A 17,190-nucleotide genomic window follows, 5' to 3' on the forward strand; every position below is an offset into this window, starting at 1 on the left:
CTCCGATCCGGATGCCGGTCGGGGCATTCGCCGACATCGAGGGAATCGTTCTTGACGGCCGCGTCGTTCCTCGTGTTGTATTCGATGGGCGCCGTACCCCTCGGCGAAACGCACGCGTTGTCAGTCACCCCTCCCCGGCCCGATCCGGCCCTTCCCCGTCGGTTTCCCGTGGGCCACCGGGAACGGTGGTGGAGACGGGCTGTGCAGTTCTCTTTCTCGGGCGAACGAGGAAATGGTGTCGTCCACCAGGAGGCGCGAAGCCATGGATCGGGTACTCACCACCCACGTCGGCAGCCTCATCCGCCCGCCCGAGGTGGCCGAGGCGCTCCGGCTCGCGTGGCAGGGCAAGGAGTACGACAGCGCCGCGTTCGACGAGAGTCTCCGCGCAGCGGTGGCCGACGTGGTCGAGAAGCAGGCAGCGGCCGGTCTCGACGTCGTCAACGACGGGGAGATGAGCAAGCCGAGCTGGATCGCCTACATCTACGACCGGGTGAGCGGCATCGAGGCCCGGCAGGTCCAGGCGGCCGACCAGACGCTGCCCGCCGGCCTCGAGCGCGAGGCGCACCAGAGCACCAGCCTTTACACGAACTACGCGCCGTGGGAGGAGAAGGACTCCGACAAAGGCGGGACCGCCTGGTTCTGCACGGGTCCGATCGCGTACGACAGCGGTCCGCTGGAGCGGGATATCGCCAACCTGACGGCGGCGATCGACATGCACGACGTCGTCGACGGTTTCGTGCCCGCCGTCGCGCCGGGCAGCATCTACTGGATCGAGAACGAGCACTACGCGACCGAGGACGAGATGATGTGGGCGTTCGCGGACGCCCTGCACGAGGAGTACCGCCGGATCGTCGACGCGGGCCTGCTCGTGTCCGTCGACGACGCGGTGCTCTGGCACCGGTACGCGACGATCAGGTTGGAGGGTGGTGACGACTCCGATTACCGGCGCTGGGCGGAGCCGCGAGTGGAAGCGCTCAACCATGCGCTGCGCGGCATCCCCGAGGACCGCGTGCGCTACCACATCTGCAGCGGCAGCAACCACGGTCCGCACACCCACGACGTGCCGCTGCGCGACATCATCGACCTGGTCCTGAAGGTGAACGCCCGCTACCTCCAGATCGAGCAGGCGAACGCCGCCCACGAGCACGAGTGGCGGATCTGGGAGGACGTGACGCTGCCCGACGACAAGATCGTCGTCCCGGGCGTGGTCACGCACCATACGATGATGGTCGAGCACCCGGAGCTCGTCGCGCAGCGGATCATCAGACTGGCGGGCCTGATCGGTCGGGAGCGGGTGATGGCCGGCACCGACTGCGGCTTCGCCCAGTACGCGGGCCGGCAGCGCGTCTCGATCTGGACGCTCTGGGCCAAGCTGCGCTCGCTCGTCGAGGGGGCCGCCCTGGCGAGTGACGCCCTCTGGGGCACCCGGCCCTCTGCACGACCGGAGCTGACCGGGAGCACGCCCCGGCGCCGGTGACCGCGGCCTGGCGCCGGAGACCGCGGCCCGGGCCCGGCGTGCACCTCGGTCCGCGGCCAGGATCGTGGCGCGCAACCTGAGGGTCCGTGGGCGGGCGTTCGGGAGCAGTGGGGTTGCGGCCGGGTCGTGGCGCGCAACCTGAGGGTCCGCGTGGGGGCCTGCGGGAGCAGTGGGGTTGCGCGCGGGTGGGCGCGTCGTGGGGCCGGGCCTCGGTCGCGCCGTCGCGGTGCAGGGGGCGGGGCTAGGGACCGACGGGGAGGACCGCCCGGGCCGCGCGGGTCACGGCCTCGACCGCGGCCGGGTCCGCCGCCGCGATACCGGCGGCCAGCGCGAGCGCGGCGGCCGTCACCGTGCCGGGCTCGGCGAGGCGACTCGCCAGTCCGATGTCGACGGCCTCGGTGCCGGTGATCCGCCGCCCGGTGAGGAGCATGTCGCGGGCCGGGGCCTGGCCGATGGCGCGGACGATCCGGTGGATCGCGCCGCCCCCGGCGAGGATGCCCAGCGTGGCCTCGGGCAGCCCGAGCCGGACCGCCGGAGCGACGACGCGGATGTCGCAGGACAGTGCCAGCTCCAGCCCGCCGCCGAGGCAGGCGCCGTCGACGGCGGCGATCGTCGGGACTGCGACGTGGTCGAAGGCGCCGTAGACCTCCTGGCACAGTTCCACATAGGACATCTGGTCGTCGAGGTCGGCGCGGGCCATGTACGGGATGTCGCCGCCGGCGGCGAAGATGCGGGGAACCGCGCTGCTGACGACGACGGCGCGCGTCCGGTCAGGGACTCCACCGAGCGCCTCGCCCAGCCGCTGCAGGAAGGGGCGGTCGAAGGCGTTGACGGGTGGGGCGTCCATGACGATCTCGGCGACGTCGCCGTGCTGCTCGACGCGGATCACGTGAACCGCGGCTCCCGCTTGTCGGCGAATGCCGACAGCCCTTCCTGGGCGTTGGCGCCCTCGCGGACGGTGCGCCACAGCGCGAGCTCGGCGGCGAGGCCGTCGGCGTAGGAGTCCTCGGAGGCGCCGAGCGCGAGGCGTTTGGTGGCGGCGAGGGCTTCGGGGGAGAGGGCGGCGAGGGTCCGCGCCAGGTCGAGCGCGTCGGTCTCGGCGGTGGGGGAGAGCCGGGTGACCAGGCCCCAGGCGAGTGCCTGGGCGGCGGCGACTGGGCGGCCGGTGATCAGCATGTCGCGGGCGACGCCCTGGCCGGTGGCGCGGACGAGCCTGGCGACGGTGCCGCCGGCCGGGAGTGTGCCGGCGGCGGGTGCGGCCGCGGCGACGACGACGTCGGTGGGGGCGACGCGGACGTCGCAGCACAGCGCGAGGTCGAGGGCGAGGCCGGTGCAGCGGGCACCGAGGAGTGCGACGGTCGGCAGCGGGAGGTCCTCGACGGCGCCGAGGGCGTCCCGGGACCCGGTCGGACCGGTGGCCTGGTCGCCGCCGGTGCCGGTGAGTCGCAGCAGGAGCGCGCGGACGTCGGAGGGGAGTCCTGACAGGGCGTCGACCAGGGCCTCCAGGGAGGCGTCGCCGAGGTCGACGACGGCGACGGAGCCGTCGCGCGCGACGGTGGGAGCGGCGGGCATCTGATCCTTCCCGAAGGCAGACCGACCAGTCGGTCGAGAGGGTGTCCCGTGGCCGCGTGTGGTGTCAAGGGTGGTTCGGCGGGGGTGGCGGAAGGCTGGGTGACGGGGGTGGAACACGTGCTTGACGGTCTTTGTGACTGCCCCTACAGTTTCGGGCCACAGCACCCGACCGACCAGTCGGTCGTGCTCTTTCCTACCCCCGGAGGACCGTAATGACGCGGTGGAGAAACCGGCTGGGCGTCGCGGTGGTGGCTGCGACCGCGCTCGTGCTGACGGCCTGTGGCGACGGCGGTTCGTCGTCGGGAACCGGTGGGTCCGGGGCCGACGAAAAGACGCTCGAGTTCGCCGTCGTCGCCGAGATCACCGGCAAGTACGCGCCCTACGGCCTGCAGCTGCAGGCCGGGGTGAACGAGGCGGTCAAGGACCTCAACGCCTCGGGCGACTACCCGTTCACCATCGCGCCGAAGTTCTACGACTGCCAGTCCGAGCAGGCGATCTGCGTCTCCAAGACGCGTGACGCGGTCACCAGCGACAAGATGCCGCTGGTCATGGGGCCCGTCGTCAGCCTCGACATCCTGCCGGCGGCCGAGGTCACGCAGCGGGCCGACACCCCGCACGCGGTGTTCGCGGTGCTGCCCGACATCACCGACAAGTACACGAACACCTTCCGCTGGAGCGCGCAGAACGACGTCAACAACAAGACGGTCGTCGACTTCGTGAAGGCGAAGCTGCAGCCGGGCGAGACCGTCGCGATCGTCCACGCCAACACCGACTTCGGCAACGGCGGCGCGAAGCAGCAGGCCGACGGTCTGGCCGCCGCGGGGATCACCCCGGTCGCGAACATCGGCCACGACCCGTCGCAGGCGGACTACACGCCGGTGATGGTCGAGCTGAACCAGAAGAAGCCGAAGTACATCCTGCTGTCGGACTCCGACCCGGCCGACGTCGCGAAGCTGCTGCGTCAGTCGCGGGAGAACGGCGTGACCGGGCAGTGGGTCGGCGCGGACGCCTCGGGCGCCATCCAGCTCGCCGGTGACGACGCCAAGGGCTACATGATCGTCTCGCCGTGGTTCCCGAACAACGCGACCGACCCCAACTCCGTCGAGCTCTCGCAGCGCTTCGTCGCGGCCGGCATCAAGGACCCGGGCTGGATCGCGGCCATGGCCTACGACGCGACCAAGGGCGTCGCCGAGTCGGCGAAGGCCAAGGGCTTCACGGCCGCCGACCTCACCGCGGGCATGGAGTCGCTGACGAACATGCCGGGCAAGGCGGTCAAGTCGTGGACGTTCACCAAGGACAACCGCCGCGGCCTGACGACCTCGACGATCGGCCAGTGGGACGGCACCGGGTTCACGACCGCGTGGCCGCTGGGCTGACCCGACCGGCACGGACTCAGCAGGACCGACCAGGACGGCCGCGGGCAGAGCCCGCGGCCGTCCGACCGGGAGGCGGATCGGTGAGCACCCCCAGTACGACCCCGGCCACGCCGGACACCCGGCCCGACGGGCCCCCCGACGACGACCCGCAGCCGCCGGCCTTCACCGCGGAACGCCACGTCACCCCGCGCTGGGTGCGCTGGGGCGTGCCGGTGGTGCTCGGGATCGTCGCGGTGCTGCTGCCGTTCGCCGGAATCGACAGCGCCCAGCAGTTCCTCCTCGCCTACATGGCGATCATCGCGTTGCTCGCGGTCTCGCTGCACTTCCTGATGGGCATCGCCGGCCTGTTCAGCCTCGGGCAGGCGGGCTTCTTCGGCGTCGGCGCCTACGTCGGCGTCGTGCTCATGGACAAGCTCGGCTGGGACGGCGCGATCGCGCTGCCGCTGGTCGCGGTGGCGGGCGCCCTGGTCGGGCTGCTGATGGCCGTCGCGACGCTGCGGGCGTCGGACCTCTACCTCGCGCTGACCACGCTCGCGTTCGGGTTCGTCGGCGAGAACGTGGTGCGCAACATCGACTATCTCGGTGGGGCGCAAGGACTCGCGGGGTTCGACCTGCACTTCTTCGGCCTCACCCTCGACGACCCGCTGCTGATCTACTGGATCGGCCTGGGCTGCGTGATCGTCTTCGGGGTCATGATCACGAGCATGCGCCGCAGCCGGCTGGGCCGCGCGCTCATGGCCGGCCGCGAGGGCCCGATCGCGGCGCGCAGCATCGGCGTCGACACCGGGCGCTACCGGTTCCTCGCGTTCGGGCTCTCGGGGGCGTTCGCCGCGATCGCGGGCTCGCTCTACACCGCCTACGCCTACGTGCTGGACCCGTCGGTCTTCGGCCTCACGCTGACGACGACCGTGCTGACCATCGCCATCGTGGGTGGGCTGCGCTCCCTGCCGGGCGTCCTCGTCGCGGCGATCGTGCTGACCTGGTTCCGCAGCGCCGTCGACGGCGAGGCCGTCTCCGAGTACGTGCTGCTGATCTACGCGGCGCTGGTCGTCGTGACCCTGCTGTTCCTGCCCCAGGGCATCGGCGGGGCGATGTCCACATTGTTCCGACGCCTGGGCTCACGGCGGACGACGAACCGGAAGGGGCGCTCGTGAACGAGCCACTGCTGCGCGCGCAGGGCCTGACCCGGCGCTTCGGCGGCCTCGTCGCCGTCGACTCGGTCTCGATCGACGTCGTCGAGGGGGAGGTCCACGGACTCATCGGCCCCAACGGTGCGGGCAAGACGACGCTGGTCAACATGCTCACCGGGGTCGACCGGATCGACGACGGCACCGTGGAGTTCGCGGGCGAGGCGACGACGGGCCTGCCGTCGCACAAGCTGGCCTCGCGGGGCATCGCGCGGTCGTTCCAGACCTCGCAGCTGTTCGAGGACGAGGACGTGCTGGCCAACGTCATGGCGGGCCGCCACCGCCACCTGCGCTACCGCTTCCCGCACGACGTCTTCTACACCCCGCGCACGTCGCGGGAGGAGAAGGCGAGCCTGGTGCGCTGCGCGGAGCTGCTGGAGATGCTCAAGCTGGCCGACGTCGCGCACCGCCACGTCGGGGAGCTGTCCTACGGGCGGCGCCGGCTGGTCGAGATCGCCCGGGCGCTGGCGACCGAGCCGCGGCTGCTGGTGCTCGACGAGCCCGCGGCCGGGCTGTCGGGTGCCGACGTCGACCTGCTCGAAGCGGTGCTGCGCGACCTCTCCGCCGCGGCGTACACGATCCTGATCATCGAGCACAACATCGGGCTGGTCATGGGCATCTGCGACCGGGTCACCGTGCTGGCCGAGGGCGCGGTCCTCGCGCAGGGCCCGCCCGCGGAGGTCCGCGTGATGCCCGAGGTGATCACGGCCTACCTGGGCAGGAGCGCCGCATGAGGCTCGACGTCGAGAACCTGTCGGTCGGCTACGGCGACGTGTCCGTCGTGCGCGGGGTCGACCTCCACGTCGAGGTCGGCGAGGCGGTGTGCCTCGTCGGCCCCAACGGCGCCGGGAAGACGACGACGCTGCGCGGCATCATGGGCCTGACCAAGCCGACGTCGGGGACGGTCCGCTGGGACGGTACCGACCACGCGTCGAAGGCCGCCTGGTCGCGGGCGCACGCCGGGATCGCGCTCGTGCCCGAGGGCCGGCACGTGTTCGGGCCGCTGACCGTGGGGGAGAACCTCAAGGTCGCGGTGCGGGCCGTCGGCGGCAAGCGGGTCGGCGCGCGCATCGACTCCGCGTTCGACCGCTTCCCGCGGCTGCGTGAGCGCCGCGGCCAGCTCGGCGGGCTGCTGTCGGGCGGTGAGCAGCAGATGCTCGCGATCGCCCGGGCGCTCGTGCAGGAGCCGCGGCTGCTCGTCATCGACGAGATGTCGCTCGGCCTGGCCCCGGTGATCTACGAGCAGGTCGGCGAGGCCGTGCGCGGCCTGGTGTCCGACGGGCTCGGGGTGCTGATGGTCGAACAGAACGCCGCGCTCGCGATGTCGCTGTGCAGCAGGGGATACCTGATGGCGGGCGGGGAGATCCTGCTCGGCGGCACGGTCGAGGAGATGTCGCACGAGGACGCGGTCGCCCACCTCTACTTCGGGGCGGTGTGAGGGTATGGACAAGCTCCTCCAGCTGATCGTCGCAGGTCTGGTCACCGGCTCGATCTACGGCCTGATCGCGACCGGCTACGCCGTCATCTACACGGCGACGGGTTTCGTCAACTTCGCGCTGGGTGCCCAGGCCATGCTCGGTGGGTACCTGGCCTACGTGTACTTCCCGGGCCTGCCGCAGTCGGTGCGCATCCTGATCGCGCTCGTCGTCGGCGCGCTCGTGTCGGTCGTGTCGTGGCACCTGCTCTACAAGTGGGCCGCGAAACGGGCGATGCTGGCCGCGGTGATCATGTCGTTCGCGCTGGCGATCGTCTTCGAGGAGATCATCAGACTCTCGGCGGGCGGGGTCAACGTGCCGGCCCCCTCGCCGTTCGGCCGCACCGTCTTCCAGCTCGGCGCCGTGTCGATCTCCGCCCACCAGCTCGCCGTCGTCGTCATGTCGGCGGTCCTGTTCACCGGGCTCGTCCTGGTGCTGGGCAGCAAGCGGGGCGCCGCGGTGCGCGCCATGTTCTCCGACGCCGAGACCGCCGAGGTGCTGGGCATCCGCACCGCCCGGCTGACGACGATCCTGTTCGCGGTCTCGGGCGTGTTCGCCGCGGTCGCCGGCATCTTCGCCGCGCCGCTGCTCACGCTCTCGCCCTACATGGGGCTCAACCTCGCGCTGATCGGCTTCGTCGGCGCGATCCTCGGTGGCCTGGGCCGGATCGGGACGGCCATCGCCGGCTCGGTCGTGCTCGGGCTGCTGGAGGCGTTCTTCGCCGGCTACGTGTCGGCGGACTTCCGCACCGCGCTGGTCTACGCGGTGTTCGTCCTGGTCCTCGTGATCCGCCCGGCCGGGCTGCTCGGCCGGGTGGCGAAGGTGAAGGTATGACGCAGAAGTACGAGACGATCTCCGTCGAGCGCGACGGGGCGGTCGCCCGCATCACCCTCGACCGCCCCGACAAGCTCAACGCGCTCGACCCCGTGATGCTCGAGGAGCTGCTCGACGCCGTCGGCGGGATCGGAGCGGACGAGGACGTCGCCGCCCTGGTGCTCACCGGTCGCGGGCGGCTGTTCTCCGCGGGTGTCGACCTGTCGACGCCGTTCTTCATGGAGGCCCTCGACGAGAAGCAGTCGTCGACGGTGTTCTCCGGCAAGCGGCTGCTCGACTGGCAGCACCGCATCATCGCGGGCCTCTACGAGCTGCCGTTCCCGACGATCGCCGCGGTCAACGGCGACGCCGTCGGCGGCGGCGGGTTCGGCCTCGCGATGGCCTGCGACATGCGGCTCGCCGTGCGCGGCGCCCGGTTCTGGATGGTGCCGGGCACGCTCGCGGTGGTGCAGGACTTCGGGCTGTCGTGGCTGACGCAGAAGGCGATCGGCCCGTCGCGGACGCTGCAGATGGCGTTGCTGGGCAAGCCCGTCCTCGCCGAGGTGGGGGAAGCGTGGGGACTGGTCAACGAGGTGCACGACGGTGTCGAGGCTCTGGTCAAGAGGGTCGACGAGGTCGTCGCCCAGCTCAACACCATGGGCCCGGACGCGATCCGGATGCTCAAGCTCGTGATCCGCAACGGCGCGACGAGCCCGCTGCGCGAGCAGCTCGCGATGGAGGCCGTGTCCAACGGCCTGACGTTCCAGTCGGCGGAGTTCGCCTCACGCAAGGCCGCGTACATGGACGGGCTCCGTAAGAAGGGCTCTTCATGAACAACGCGATCCCGGCGACCATGCGCGCGGCGAGGCTCCGCGAGATCGACGGCACCGTCCGGCTCGTCGTCGACGAGGTCGACGTGCCCACCCCCGGCCCCGGCGAGGTGCTGATCCGGGTCCGGGCGTGCGGGCTCAACCAGGTCGACCTGCTCACCCGCGACGGCAAGACCCCCGCCGACGTCCCGCTGCCGCACGTCTCGGGCACCGAGGTCGCGGGCGACGTCGCCGCCGTCGGCGAGGGCGTCACCAAGTGGCGGGGCGGCGAGCGGGTCGTCGTCGATCCCGTGCTGTCGTGCGGGGAGTGCGCGTTCTGCCGGGTCGGGCGCGACAACATGTGCCTGCGCGGACGGATCTACGGCGTCCAGACCCACGGCGGGTACGCCGAGTACGCGATCGCCCCGGCCGCGCAGCTGCTCCCGCTGCCCGACCACATGGACCACGCGACGGCGGCGGCCGTCGCCGTCACCGGGCCCACCGCCTGGCACATGCTGCGCCGCCGCGCCGACGTCCGGATCGGCGAGGACGTCCTGGTCATCGCCGCGGGCGCCGGGATCGGCGTGCTCGCCGTGCAGATCGCCCGGCTCGCGGGTGCGCGCGTCATCGCCACCGCCGGCAGCCCCGACAAGATGGCCCGCGCCGTCGACCTGGGCGCCGACCACGTCGTCAACCACCGCGACCCCGAGTGGGCCGACCAGGTGCGGGCGTGGACCGGCGGGCGCGGCGTCGACCTCGTGTTCGAGCACGTCGGCGCGGCCACCTGGGAAGGCAGCCTGCACGCCATGGCCCGTGGCGGCCGGCTCGTCACCTCGGGCGGGCACTCGGGCTTCACGGTCTCGCTCGACCTGTGGCACCTGTTCGTCAAGGAGCACACCGTGATCGGGTCGTTCGCGGGGTCGCGCCAGGACCTCGTCGACGTCCTGGGGCTCGTCGGGCGGGGTGAGATCAAGCCCGTGGTGCAGGACACCGTCGGCCTCGACGGGATCGAAGGGGCGCAACGACTTCTGGAGGACCGCGGCGTGTTCGGCAAGCTGTTGCTGGACCCGACGCGCTAGATCGGGGGACCTGTCACGTGAGCACCATCTCCGAACGCGTCGCCGCGTTCACCAGCGGCCTGACGATCGACGCGCTGCCGGCCGACGTCGTCGAGAAGATCCGGGTGACGCTGCTGCACAACCTGGCGGTCGCGCTGGCCGACGACGTCGTCACCGGGGCGTCGTTCCGCTACGCCGACGCCGTGGGGCAGGGGAGCGGCGCGCGGCTGTTCCGCACCGGGAAGGCCGTCGCGCCCGACACCGCGGCGTTCGTCAACGCGACGGCGATTCACGCCCGCGCGCAGGACGACGTCTACTTCCCGGGGCTCACCCACGTCGGCGCGACGCTGGTCCCGGCCGTGCTGGCGCTGGGGGAGTCGTTGGATGCGCCGGGGTCCGAGCTGGTGGCCGCGCTCGCCGCCGGGTACGAGACGGCGGGGGCGCTCTCCCAGGGCTTCGCACCCCGGACGACGCCCCGCGGGTTCCGCGCGACCGGGGTCTACGGCGTCCTCGGCGCCGCCGCGGGTGCTGCCCGGCTGCTGGGCCTCGACGCCGCCACCACCGCGAACGCCATCGGCATCGCCACGAGCCTCGCCGGTGGCACCAACCAGACCTGGGTCGCGGGCAGCCAGGAGTGGCTCTTCCAGGTCGGCTTCTGCGCGCGCAACGGGCTGCTCGCCGCCCGGCTCGCCGCGGCAGGCGGCACCGGTGCACCCGACGCGTTCGAAGGGGCGCAAGGGTTCTACCGCGCCCTGCTCGGCGAGGAGACCGACCTCTCGGCCGTGGCCACCGACCTCGGTTCCACCTGGCGCGTCCGCGAGGTCACCTACAAGCCGTTGCCGGTGTGCGCGATCCTGCAGTCGCCGGTCACCGACGCGCTCGGCCTCCGGGACCGGCACGAGCTGACCCCCGAACTGGTCGGCGCCGCCCGGCTGACCCTGTCGCCCGGCGAGGCGGCCTACCCCGGCACCGACTCCACCGGCCCCTTCCGCGGCGCCGGCGACGCCCTGATGAGCGCCCAGTTCTGCCTCGCCGTCGCGCTGGAGAAGGGCACCGTCACCGCGCAGGACCTGCTGCGCACCGACGACGACGGGCTGCTCGACCTGGCCCGGCGCATCGAGGTCGTCCCCGACCCGGCGATGGCGTCACGCTCCTTCAAGCTCGAGATCGACCTGCGTGACGGCGGCCGGGTCGAGTACGTCAGCGCGGACGGCGCCGCCGACTTCAACTGGGACCGCGCCGGGCTGCTCGCCCAGATCCAGGTGATGGCGGGCGAGCTGCCGTCCTCGGACATCGTCGGGGGCCTGGTCGACACCGTGCTCGACGTCGAGAACCGGTCGGTCCGCGACGTCGTGTCGGCGACGGTGACGTCGTGAGCAGCGCCGAGCTGATCGACGCCGCCTACGAGAGGGCGGTCGCGGGCGTCGGCAAGGTCCAGGAGATCCGGATCGGGGTCCTCGACGAGCGTGCGCTGCAACGGTTCTCGCTGGTCGTGGGGCACACGGATCCCGCGTACGCCGATGAGAAGGCGGCGAAGGACCTCGGGTACGACGGCCTGCTCGCCGCACCCCTCTACCTGTCCGCGGTGCTCGGCTGGGACACCGGGCCCGCCGAGTCCGACCTGCTCGCCGACGGCAACTCCACCACCCCGCTGGGCGACATCGACGTCGCCGGGCTGCGGCTCATGGGTGGCGGCCAGGACCTGACGTTCCACGAACCCGTCGTCGCCGGGCTCGACGTCGTGATGCACGCGGAGGTGACGGCGGTGACGCGCAAGGAGGGGCGGTCGGGGCCGCTGCTGGTGATCGAGGTCCACCGCAGGTACCTGGAGGCCGACGGGCGGCTGCTCGTCGAGTGCCACGAGAGCTTCCTGGCCCGATGAGCGAGCGCAGGGAGCGAATCATCGACGCGAGCGCCCAGTTGTTCTCAGGCGACGTCAAGGTCGGGGACACCGTCGGCGAGCTCGTCGTCACCCCCACCGAGATCACCCTGTTCCGGTTCAGCGCGCTGACCTGGAACCCGCACCGCATCCACTTCGACACCCCCTACGCCGCGACCGAGGGCTACCCCGGCCCGCTCGTGCACGCGCACCTGCACGGCTCCTACCTGGCGCGGCTCGTCGTCGAATGGGCGGGACCGCGGTCGCGGCTGACGCGTTTCCGCTGGCAGAACCGCCAGTTCGCGATCCCCGGCGACGAGCTGCGGGTCACCGGCACGGTCACCGCCGTCAACGGACGGCTCGTCGACTGCGAGCTGGCCGAGACCAACCAGCGTGGTGAGACGTGCGCTCCGGGCTGGGCGACGGTAGAGCTACCGGAGTGCGACGCATGAGCGCGCCCACTCCCGAGGAGGACACGTGCACGACCTGATCGGCGACCGGACCCTGCGCGACCTGCTCGACGAGCGCACGCAGCGCAACCCGGAGAAGCCCTGGATCGTCTACGAGGACGCCGAGGGGACGATCACCGAGTACAGCTACCTCGAGATGTCACGGCGCGTCGACGAGCTGGCGGCCGGGCTCGCGGCGCTCGGCGTCGGCAAGGGCGACCGGGTGACGATCCACCTGCGCAACAGCCCCGAGGTCGTCGAGGCCTGGTTCGCCCTGGCGACGCTGGGCGCGGTGTTCGTGCCGTCGAACGTCGCGAACACGGCGGGGGAGATCCAGCACGTCGTCTCCTACTCGGAGTCGGTCGCGGTGATCACCCAGCCGCTGTTCGCCGACGTCGTCGCCGCGGCGGTCGCCCAGTGCCCGACGGTGCGCCACACGCTGATGGCCCGCACGTCCTCGGCGCCGTCCGGAACGCTCCTGCTCGACGACCAGCGTCTCGCCGGCGCCACCCCGCCCGACAACGGCGTCACCGCCGACGACGTCGTCGAGATGATCTTCACCTCCGGTACGACGGCCCGGCCCAAGGGCGTGCTGCTCACCCACGCCAACGCGCTGCACTCCGGCGAGCGTTCGTCGCGGGCCCTGCTGCTCGACTCGTCGGAGCGCTGCCTGACGTCGCTGCCGGTGTTCCACGTCAACGCCCAGTCGCTGACGGTGCTGTCGTCGCTGACCGTCGGCGGCACCGCGATCATCCTGGAGGAGTACCGGGCCACCCGCTTCTGGGACCAGGTCCGCGCGCACAGGGCGACGCAGATCAGCCTCGTCGCGATGCAGGCCCGCACCCTGCTCGCGCAGCCCCCGCGCGACACCGACGCCGAGCACGACGTCCGTCGCGTGTTCTACGCCCTCAACATCACCGTCGACGAGCGCGACACCTTCGAGAAGCGCTACGGCGTCGAGCTGGTCAACGGCTACGGGCTGTCCGAGGCGATGACGCTCGTGACCGTCGCGCCGGTGTTCGGGCCCAAGCGCTGGCCGTCGATCGGGGTGCCGCTGCACGACCGCGTCGTCAAGCTCGTCGACGCCGAGGGCAACGAGGTCGCGCAGGGTGAGGTGGGCGAGATCGTCGTGCAGGGCCGGCCCGGCCGCACGCTGATGCTGGGCTACCACAACGACCCGGAGGCGACGGCCCGCACGCTCGTCGACGGCTGGCTGCACACCGGCGACAACGCCTACGTCGACGACAAGGGCTACTTCTACTTCTTCGACCGCGGCAAGGACATGATCAAGCGGGCCGGGGAGAACGTGTCGACGGTCGAGGTCGAGTCGGTGCTGCTCGACCATCCCGAGATCGTCGAGGCCGCGGTGATCGGCGTCGTCGACCCGATCCGCGACGAGGCGGTCAAGGCGTTCGTGGCGCTCGCGGCGGGCAGCACGCTCACCGTCGAGGCGATCCAGGAGCACTGCGCCGGCCGGCTCGCGAAGTTCAAGGTGCCGACGATCGTCGACATCCGTGACGAGCTGCCCAAGACCTCGATCGGCAAGATCGAGAAGAAGCTCCTGCGCGGCGAGGGATAGGGCGGCACCGTGGACGGGGGGCCGGTGTCGTCGCGTCGCCGGGAGATCGTGACCGCGGCGGCCCGCCTGTTCGACGAGCGCGGCTACCACCACACGTCGATGGACGACATCGCCGCCGCGGTGGGGATCAAGAAACCCACGCTGTACCACCACGTCCCCAGCAAGGGGCGCATCCTGCAGTGGATCCACGACGACCTGGCCGACGACCTGCACGCCCGGCTGTGCGCCCGCATCGACGCGGGCGCACCGCCGGCGGCGGTCCTGCTCGGGGTCGTCGCCGACCATCTGGACGCGATGGACCGCGAGCCCGCGAACCTGCGCGCCTACTACGAGCACCACCGGGAGCTGCCGGTCGAGGACGACCTGGGTTCCCGGCGGCGCCGCGACGAGTACTTCGACCGCGTGCACGAGGTCGTGGTCCGCGGCGTGGCCCGGGGGGACTTCGCGGTCACCGACACCCGGTTGACGACGCTGGCGTTCTTCGGCGTCTGCAACTGGGCCTACCAGTGGTACCGCCCGGGCGGGTCGTCGTCGCCGCACGAGATCGCGGTCAGCTTCTGGCGGTGCTTCCTGTCGGGGATCGCGGCCTCCCGCTCGGGTCCCGCGCCCTGAACCCGGTGTGCCCCATGTCTCCCCGGGCGGTCGGCCACCTCGGGGTATTGTCTCGTCATCATCACTCGACCGACCAGTCGGTCGAGTAGTTGGAGGGGGAACGCGATGCCCGACACCCACCGCGCCACCGGCCCCGTGGGGCTGCCCACCGTCACCGCCGACGACGCCGTCCTGCGCGACGCCCTCGTCGCCGGCAACATCCCCACGCTGCTGCTCGTGCTGCGCACCCTCACCGGCGACCCGCGCTGGTTCTCCCCGCCCTACCGGCCCTCACGCACCATCGCGATGAACGACAACGACACCGGCGGCCTGCCCGAGGAGATCCAGGCCGAGATCCGCGACACCGTCCTCGACCTCCTGCGCGGGCTGCGCGACGGCACCGGCACGCTCACCCCGCCGCCGCTCGACGACGAGCTCATCACGATGCTCAGCGAGTCGCTGGGGGAGCAGGTCCCGCCCGAGTACGCCGAGTCGATGGCAGCGGACGCCGGCTTCGTGCCCTCCGACGTCTTCGACGGGCCACCGCTCGGCGCCGACCTCTCCGTCGTGATCATCGGCGCCGGCATCTCCGGCATCTGCGCCGGCACCGCGCTGCGCCGCCTCGGCGTCGACGTCACCATCCTCGAACGCAACGACGACGTCGGCGGCACCTGGCTCGACAACGACTACCCCGGCGCGGGCGTCGACACCCCGAGCCACCTCTACGCCTTCTCCTTCGCGCCCTGGGCGAGCTGGACCCGCTACTACGCCAAGCAGCCCGAGATCCTCGACTACCTCCGCCGCGTCGCCGACCAGGAAGGACTGCGGTCGGTCATCCGGTTCGGGACCGAGGTGCTGGGCGCCACCTGGGACGCGGCCGCGTCGGTGTGGCGGGTCCGTGTCCTCTCCGGCGGGGTCGAGTCCGAGCTCGTCAGCGATGTGCTCGTCAGCTCCGTCGGCCAGCTCAACCGGCCCGTCGTCCCCGCGCTGCCAGGGCTCGACACGTTCCCCGGCCCGGCCTTCCACACCGCCGAGTGGGACCACTCGGTCGACCTCGCCGGCAAGCGCGTCGGCGTCGTCGGGACGGGCGCGTCGGCCATGCAGGTCGTGCCGACCATCGCCGAGCAGGCCGGGTCCGTCGTCATCTTCCAACGCTCGCCCCAGTGGGTGGCGCCCAACGGGAACTACCTGCGCGAGGTCGACCCCCGGACCCGGCTGCTGTTCGAACAGGTCCCGTACTACCGGCCCTGGTACCGGCTACGGCTCATGTGGATGTTCCAGGACAAGCTGCACCCGACGCTGCAGCGCGACCCCGCCTGGTCACATCAGGACCGCTCCATCAACGCGACCAACGACAAGCACCGCGAGTTCTTCACCCGCTACCTGCGCGAGCAGCTCGGCGACCGCGAGGACCTCGTGGCCAAGTCGCTGCCCGACTACCCGCCCTACGGCAAGCGGATGCTCCTCGACTGCGACTGGTTCTCCACCCTGCGCCGCGACGACGTCTCACTCGTCACCTCGGGCGTCGCCGCGATCGACGGGTCCACGGTCGTCACCGACGACGGCGGCCGCCACGACGTCGACGTCCTCGTCTTCGCCACGGGCTTCTCCGCCCGCACGATGCTGCACCCCCTCGACATCCGCGGCCGCTCCGGCGCCTCGCTGCGCGAGCGGTGGGGTGACGACGATGCCTGGGCGCACCTGGGCATCGAGGTCCCGGACTTCCCCAACCTGTTCCTGATGTACGGGCCCAACACCAACCTCGGCCACGGCGGCTCGACGATGTTCCACGCCGAGTGCCAGGTGCACTACATCGTCGAGCTGCTACGCGCGATGGTCGCCGCCGACGTCGCGGCCGTCGAGGTGCGCGAGCAGGTGTGCGACGACTACGTCGCCCGCGTCGACGCCGCCCACGAGAACATGATCTGGACCCACCCCGGCATGAGCACCTGGTACCGCAACGCCAACGGGCGCGTCGTCACCAACAGCCCCTGGAAGCTGCTCGACTACTGGACGATGACGCGCCGCCCCTCGCTCGACGAACACCTCGTCACCCCGGTGCGGCACCCGTCGAAGGGCGTGGCCTGACAACGGGGCCGAGTCCGACCCGAGCCCGGTCCGATCATGGCCGCGACCACGCTGACGTCGAGGTCGGTGTGGCCGGGTGCGCGTCAGAGCTCGTCGAAGGGCGCGGCGTAGCGGAACGTGCCGGTCACGGGCGCGTCGGTCAGCGCGAGGACCTGGAAGTGCACGCCCCACGCGGGTTCGGGGGCGTCGATCCCGACCGTGCGGGAGTCGACGAACCCGAAGCGGCCGTAGAACCCCGGGTCCCCGAGGAGTCCGATGAGCCGCTCCCCGCGGGCGCGCGCGACGTCGATCGCCGCGGTGACGAGGGCGCTCCCGATCCCGTTTCCCTGGAACCCGGGCGCCACCCCGATCGGCCCCAGCCCCAGCACCTCGGTGTCCCCGACGTGCGCCCGCGTGCAGATCACGTGCCCCACCCGGGACCGGCGATGGTCACCGGGGCGACCATCGCCGGTCACGACGGCGACGAGGGACAGCTCCGGCAGGAACCAGGGGCCGGTGCGGAGCCTGTCCGTCAGGCCGGCCTCGATCGCCGGCGACCCGTCCCGGGGCGCGAACGCGGCGAGGTGGACGGCGCGGACGGCGTCGTGGTCGGCGGGGGTCTCGGGGCGGATCTCCACGTCGGCCATGGTCCCTGCGGCCGGTCGCGGTGTCGACCGAAATGCCCGGAACGCGTCCCCGGCCCGGGCAGCAGGCCACCCCCCGGTCAGGGCGTGATGACGACCTTCAGGGCCTGGTTGGCCGCGGCGTTCTTGAACACGTCATAGGCCTCGTCGATCTGGTCGAAGGTGAACCGGTGGGTCCCCATCTTCTCCGCCGGAATCCGCCCACTCGCCACCA

At 71.8% G+C, this 17,190-nt stretch carries 17 protein-coding genes; 14 read left to right on the top strand and 3 right to left on the bottom strand.

What is annotated here, in order from left to right; genetic code table 11:
* Positions 1-262: 262 nt before the first annotated feature.
* Entirely contained in the window at positions 263-1,477 is a 1,215-nt protein-coding gene (locus tag AB7F12_RS11175) for a methionine synthase (RefSeq protein ID WP_428501439.1), read from the top strand.
* Between the two features lie 241 nt (positions 1,478-1,718).
* On the opposite strand, the gene AB7F12_RS11180 is transcribed toward AB7F12_RS11175, so the two are convergent.
* Together AB7F12_RS11180 and AB7F12_RS11185 are read right to left on the bottom strand one after the other, a co-directional pair.
* Entirely contained in the window at positions 1,719-2,366 is a 648-nt protein-coding gene (locus AB7F12_RS11180) for an enoyl-CoA hydratase/isomerase family protein (protein WP_428501440.1), read from the bottom strand.
* Positions 2,363-3,049 (bottom strand): enoyl-CoA hydratase/isomerase family protein, encoded by a 687-nt coding sequence (locus tag AB7F12_RS11185; RefSeq protein WP_428501441.1) that lies wholly within the window; start codon positions 3,047-3,049, stop codon positions 2,363-2,365. Before AB7F12_RS11185 ends, AB7F12_RS11180 begins: the two co-directional genes overlap by 4 nt.
* A gap of 212 nt (positions 3,050-3,261) precedes the next feature.
* Here AB7F12_RS11185 and AB7F12_RS11190 point away from each other — a divergent pair, with 212 nt between their 5' ends.
* The 13 genes from AB7F12_RS11190 (at position 3,262) to AB7F12_RS11250 (ending at position 16,353) form a co-directional block, all read left to right on the top strand.
* The gene (locus AB7F12_RS11190) at positions 3,262-4,425 is read left to right on the top strand and encodes an ABC transporter substrate-binding protein (RefSeq protein ID WP_428501442.1); all 1,164 of its coding nucleotides are present in this window, start codon (positions 3,262-3,264) and stop codon (positions 4,423-4,425) included.
* An 80-nt stretch (positions 4,426-4,505) separates the two neighbouring features.
* A complete protein-coding gene (locus tag AB7F12_RS11195) occupies positions 4,506-5,579 on the top strand; it encodes a branched-chain amino acid ABC transporter permease (RefSeq protein ID WP_428501443.1) in 1,074 nt (357 codons plus the stop codon).
* On the top strand, positions 5,576-6,346 hold the full coding sequence (locus tag AB7F12_RS11200; protein ID WP_428501444.1) for an ABC transporter ATP-binding protein: 771 nt from the start codon (positions 5,576-5,578) through the stop codon (positions 6,344-6,346). Before AB7F12_RS11195 ends, AB7F12_RS11200 begins: the two co-directional genes overlap by 4 nt.
* The gene (locus tag AB7F12_RS11205) at positions 6,343-7,050 is read left to right on the top strand and encodes an ABC transporter ATP-binding protein (RefSeq protein WP_428501445.1); all 708 of its coding nucleotides are present in this window, start codon (positions 6,343-6,345) and stop codon (positions 7,048-7,050) included. The genes AB7F12_RS11200 and AB7F12_RS11205 overlap by 4 nt, the downstream gene beginning before the upstream one ends.
* 4 nt (positions 7,051-7,054) lie before the next feature.
* Positions 7,055-7,921 carry a branched-chain amino acid ABC transporter permease gene (locus tag AB7F12_RS11210; protein ID WP_428501446.1) on the top strand — a complete coding sequence of 289 codons (867 nt, stop codon included), beginning with the start codon at positions 7,055-7,057 and terminating at the stop codon, positions 7,919-7,921.
* Positions 7,918-8,733: an enoyl-CoA hydratase/isomerase family protein gene (locus AB7F12_RS11215; RefSeq protein ID WP_428501447.1), complete on the top strand. Its 816-nt coding sequence runs from the start codon at positions 7,918-7,920 to the stop codon at positions 8,731-8,733. The genes AB7F12_RS11210 and AB7F12_RS11215 overlap by 4 nt, the downstream gene beginning before the upstream one ends.
* On the top strand, positions 8,730-9,788 hold the full coding sequence (locus tag AB7F12_RS11220; protein WP_428501448.1) for a zinc-binding dehydrogenase: 1,059 nt from the start codon (positions 8,730-8,732) through the stop codon (positions 9,786-9,788). The genes AB7F12_RS11215 and AB7F12_RS11220 overlap by 4 nt, the downstream gene beginning before the upstream one ends.
* Before the next feature lie 17 nt (positions 9,789-9,805).
* Complete coding sequence (locus AB7F12_RS11225) at positions 9,806-11,143, top strand: MmgE/PrpD family protein (RefSeq protein WP_428501449.1); 1,338 nt, start codon at positions 9,806-9,808, stop codon at positions 11,141-11,143.
* On the top strand, positions 11,140-11,649 hold the full coding sequence (locus tag AB7F12_RS11230; protein WP_428501450.1) for an FAS1-like dehydratase domain-containing protein: 510 nt from the start codon (positions 11,140-11,142) through the stop codon (positions 11,647-11,649). Before AB7F12_RS11225 ends, AB7F12_RS11230 begins: the two co-directional genes overlap by 4 nt.
* Positions 11,646-12,098, top strand: coding sequence for a MaoC/PaaZ C-terminal domain-containing protein (locus tag AB7F12_RS11235; RefSeq protein WP_428501451.1), 453 nt, complete (start codon positions 11,646-11,648; stop codon positions 12,096-12,098). Before AB7F12_RS11230 ends, AB7F12_RS11235 begins: the two co-directional genes overlap by 4 nt.
* Before the next feature lie 25 nt (positions 12,099-12,123).
* Positions 12,124-13,674, top strand: coding sequence for an AMP-binding protein (locus tag AB7F12_RS11240; protein WP_428501452.1), 1,551 nt, complete (start codon positions 12,124-12,126; stop codon positions 13,672-13,674).
* A gap of 9 nt (positions 13,675-13,683) precedes the next feature.
* On the top strand, positions 13,684-14,286 hold the full coding sequence (locus AB7F12_RS11245; protein WP_428501453.1) for a TetR/AcrR family transcriptional regulator: 603 nt from the start codon (positions 13,684-13,686) through the stop codon (positions 14,284-14,286).
* 105 nt (positions 14,287-14,391) lie between these two features.
* The gene (locus AB7F12_RS11250; protein WP_428501454.1) at positions 14,392-16,353 is read left to right on the top strand and encodes a flavin-containing monooxygenase; all 1,962 of its coding nucleotides are present in this window, start codon (positions 14,392-14,394) and stop codon (positions 16,351-16,353) included.
* Positions 16,354-16,436: 83 nt separating this feature from the next.
* On the opposite strand, the gene AB7F12_RS11255 is transcribed toward AB7F12_RS11250, so the two are convergent.
* The gene (locus AB7F12_RS11255) at positions 16,437-16,979 is read right to left on the bottom strand and encodes a GNAT family N-acetyltransferase (protein WP_428501455.1); all 543 of its coding nucleotides are present in this window, start codon (positions 16,977-16,979) and stop codon (positions 16,437-16,439) included.
* Positions 16,980-17,190: the final 211 nt, after the last annotated feature.

Origin of the sequence: Pseudonocardia sp. (assembly GCF_050250275.1) — a bacterium.
GTDB lineage: Bacteria > Actinomycetota > Actinomycetes > Mycobacteriales > Pseudonocardiaceae > Pseudonocardia.

Excerpts from the sequence above, each read along its gene's own strand:
- AB7F12_RS11175 (WP_428501439.1), top strand. The coding sequence starts at position 263 with ATGGATCGGGTACTCACCACCCACGTCGGCAGCCTCATCCGCCCGCCC.
- AB7F12_RS11185 (WP_428501441.1), bottom strand. The coding sequence starts at position 3,049 with ATGCCCGCCGCTCCCACCGTCGCGCGCGACGGCTCCGTCGCCGTCGTC.
- AB7F12_RS11190 (WP_428501442.1), top strand. The coding sequence starts at position 3,262 with ATGACGCGGTGGAGAAACCGGCTGGGCGTCGCGGTGGTGGCTGCGACC.
- AB7F12_RS11205 (WP_428501445.1), top strand. The coding sequence starts at position 6,343 with ATGAGGCTCGACGTCGAGAACCTGTCGGTCGGCTACGGCGACGTGTCC.
- AB7F12_RS11210 (WP_428501446.1), top strand. The coding sequence starts at position 7,055 with ATGGACAAGCTCCTCCAGCTGATCGTCGCAGGTCTGGTCACCGGCTCG.
- AB7F12_RS11215 (WP_428501447.1), top strand. The coding sequence starts at position 7,918 with ATGACGCAGAAGTACGAGACGATCTCCGTCGAGCGCGACGGGGCGGTC.
- AB7F12_RS11220 (WP_428501448.1), top strand. The coding sequence starts at position 8,730 with ATGAACAACGCGATCCCGGCGACCATGCGCGCGGCGAGGCTCCGCGAG.
- AB7F12_RS11235 (WP_428501451.1), top strand. The coding sequence starts at position 11,646 with ATGAGCGAGCGCAGGGAGCGAATCATCGACGCGAGCGCCCAGTTGTTC.
- AB7F12_RS11250 (WP_428501454.1), top strand. The coding sequence starts at position 14,392 with ATGCCCGACACCCACCGCGCCACCGGCCCCGTGGGGCTGCCCACCGTC.
- AB7F12_RS11255 (WP_428501455.1), bottom strand. The coding sequence starts at position 16,979 with ATGGCCGACGTGGAGATCCGCCCCGAGACCCCCGCCGACCACGACGCC.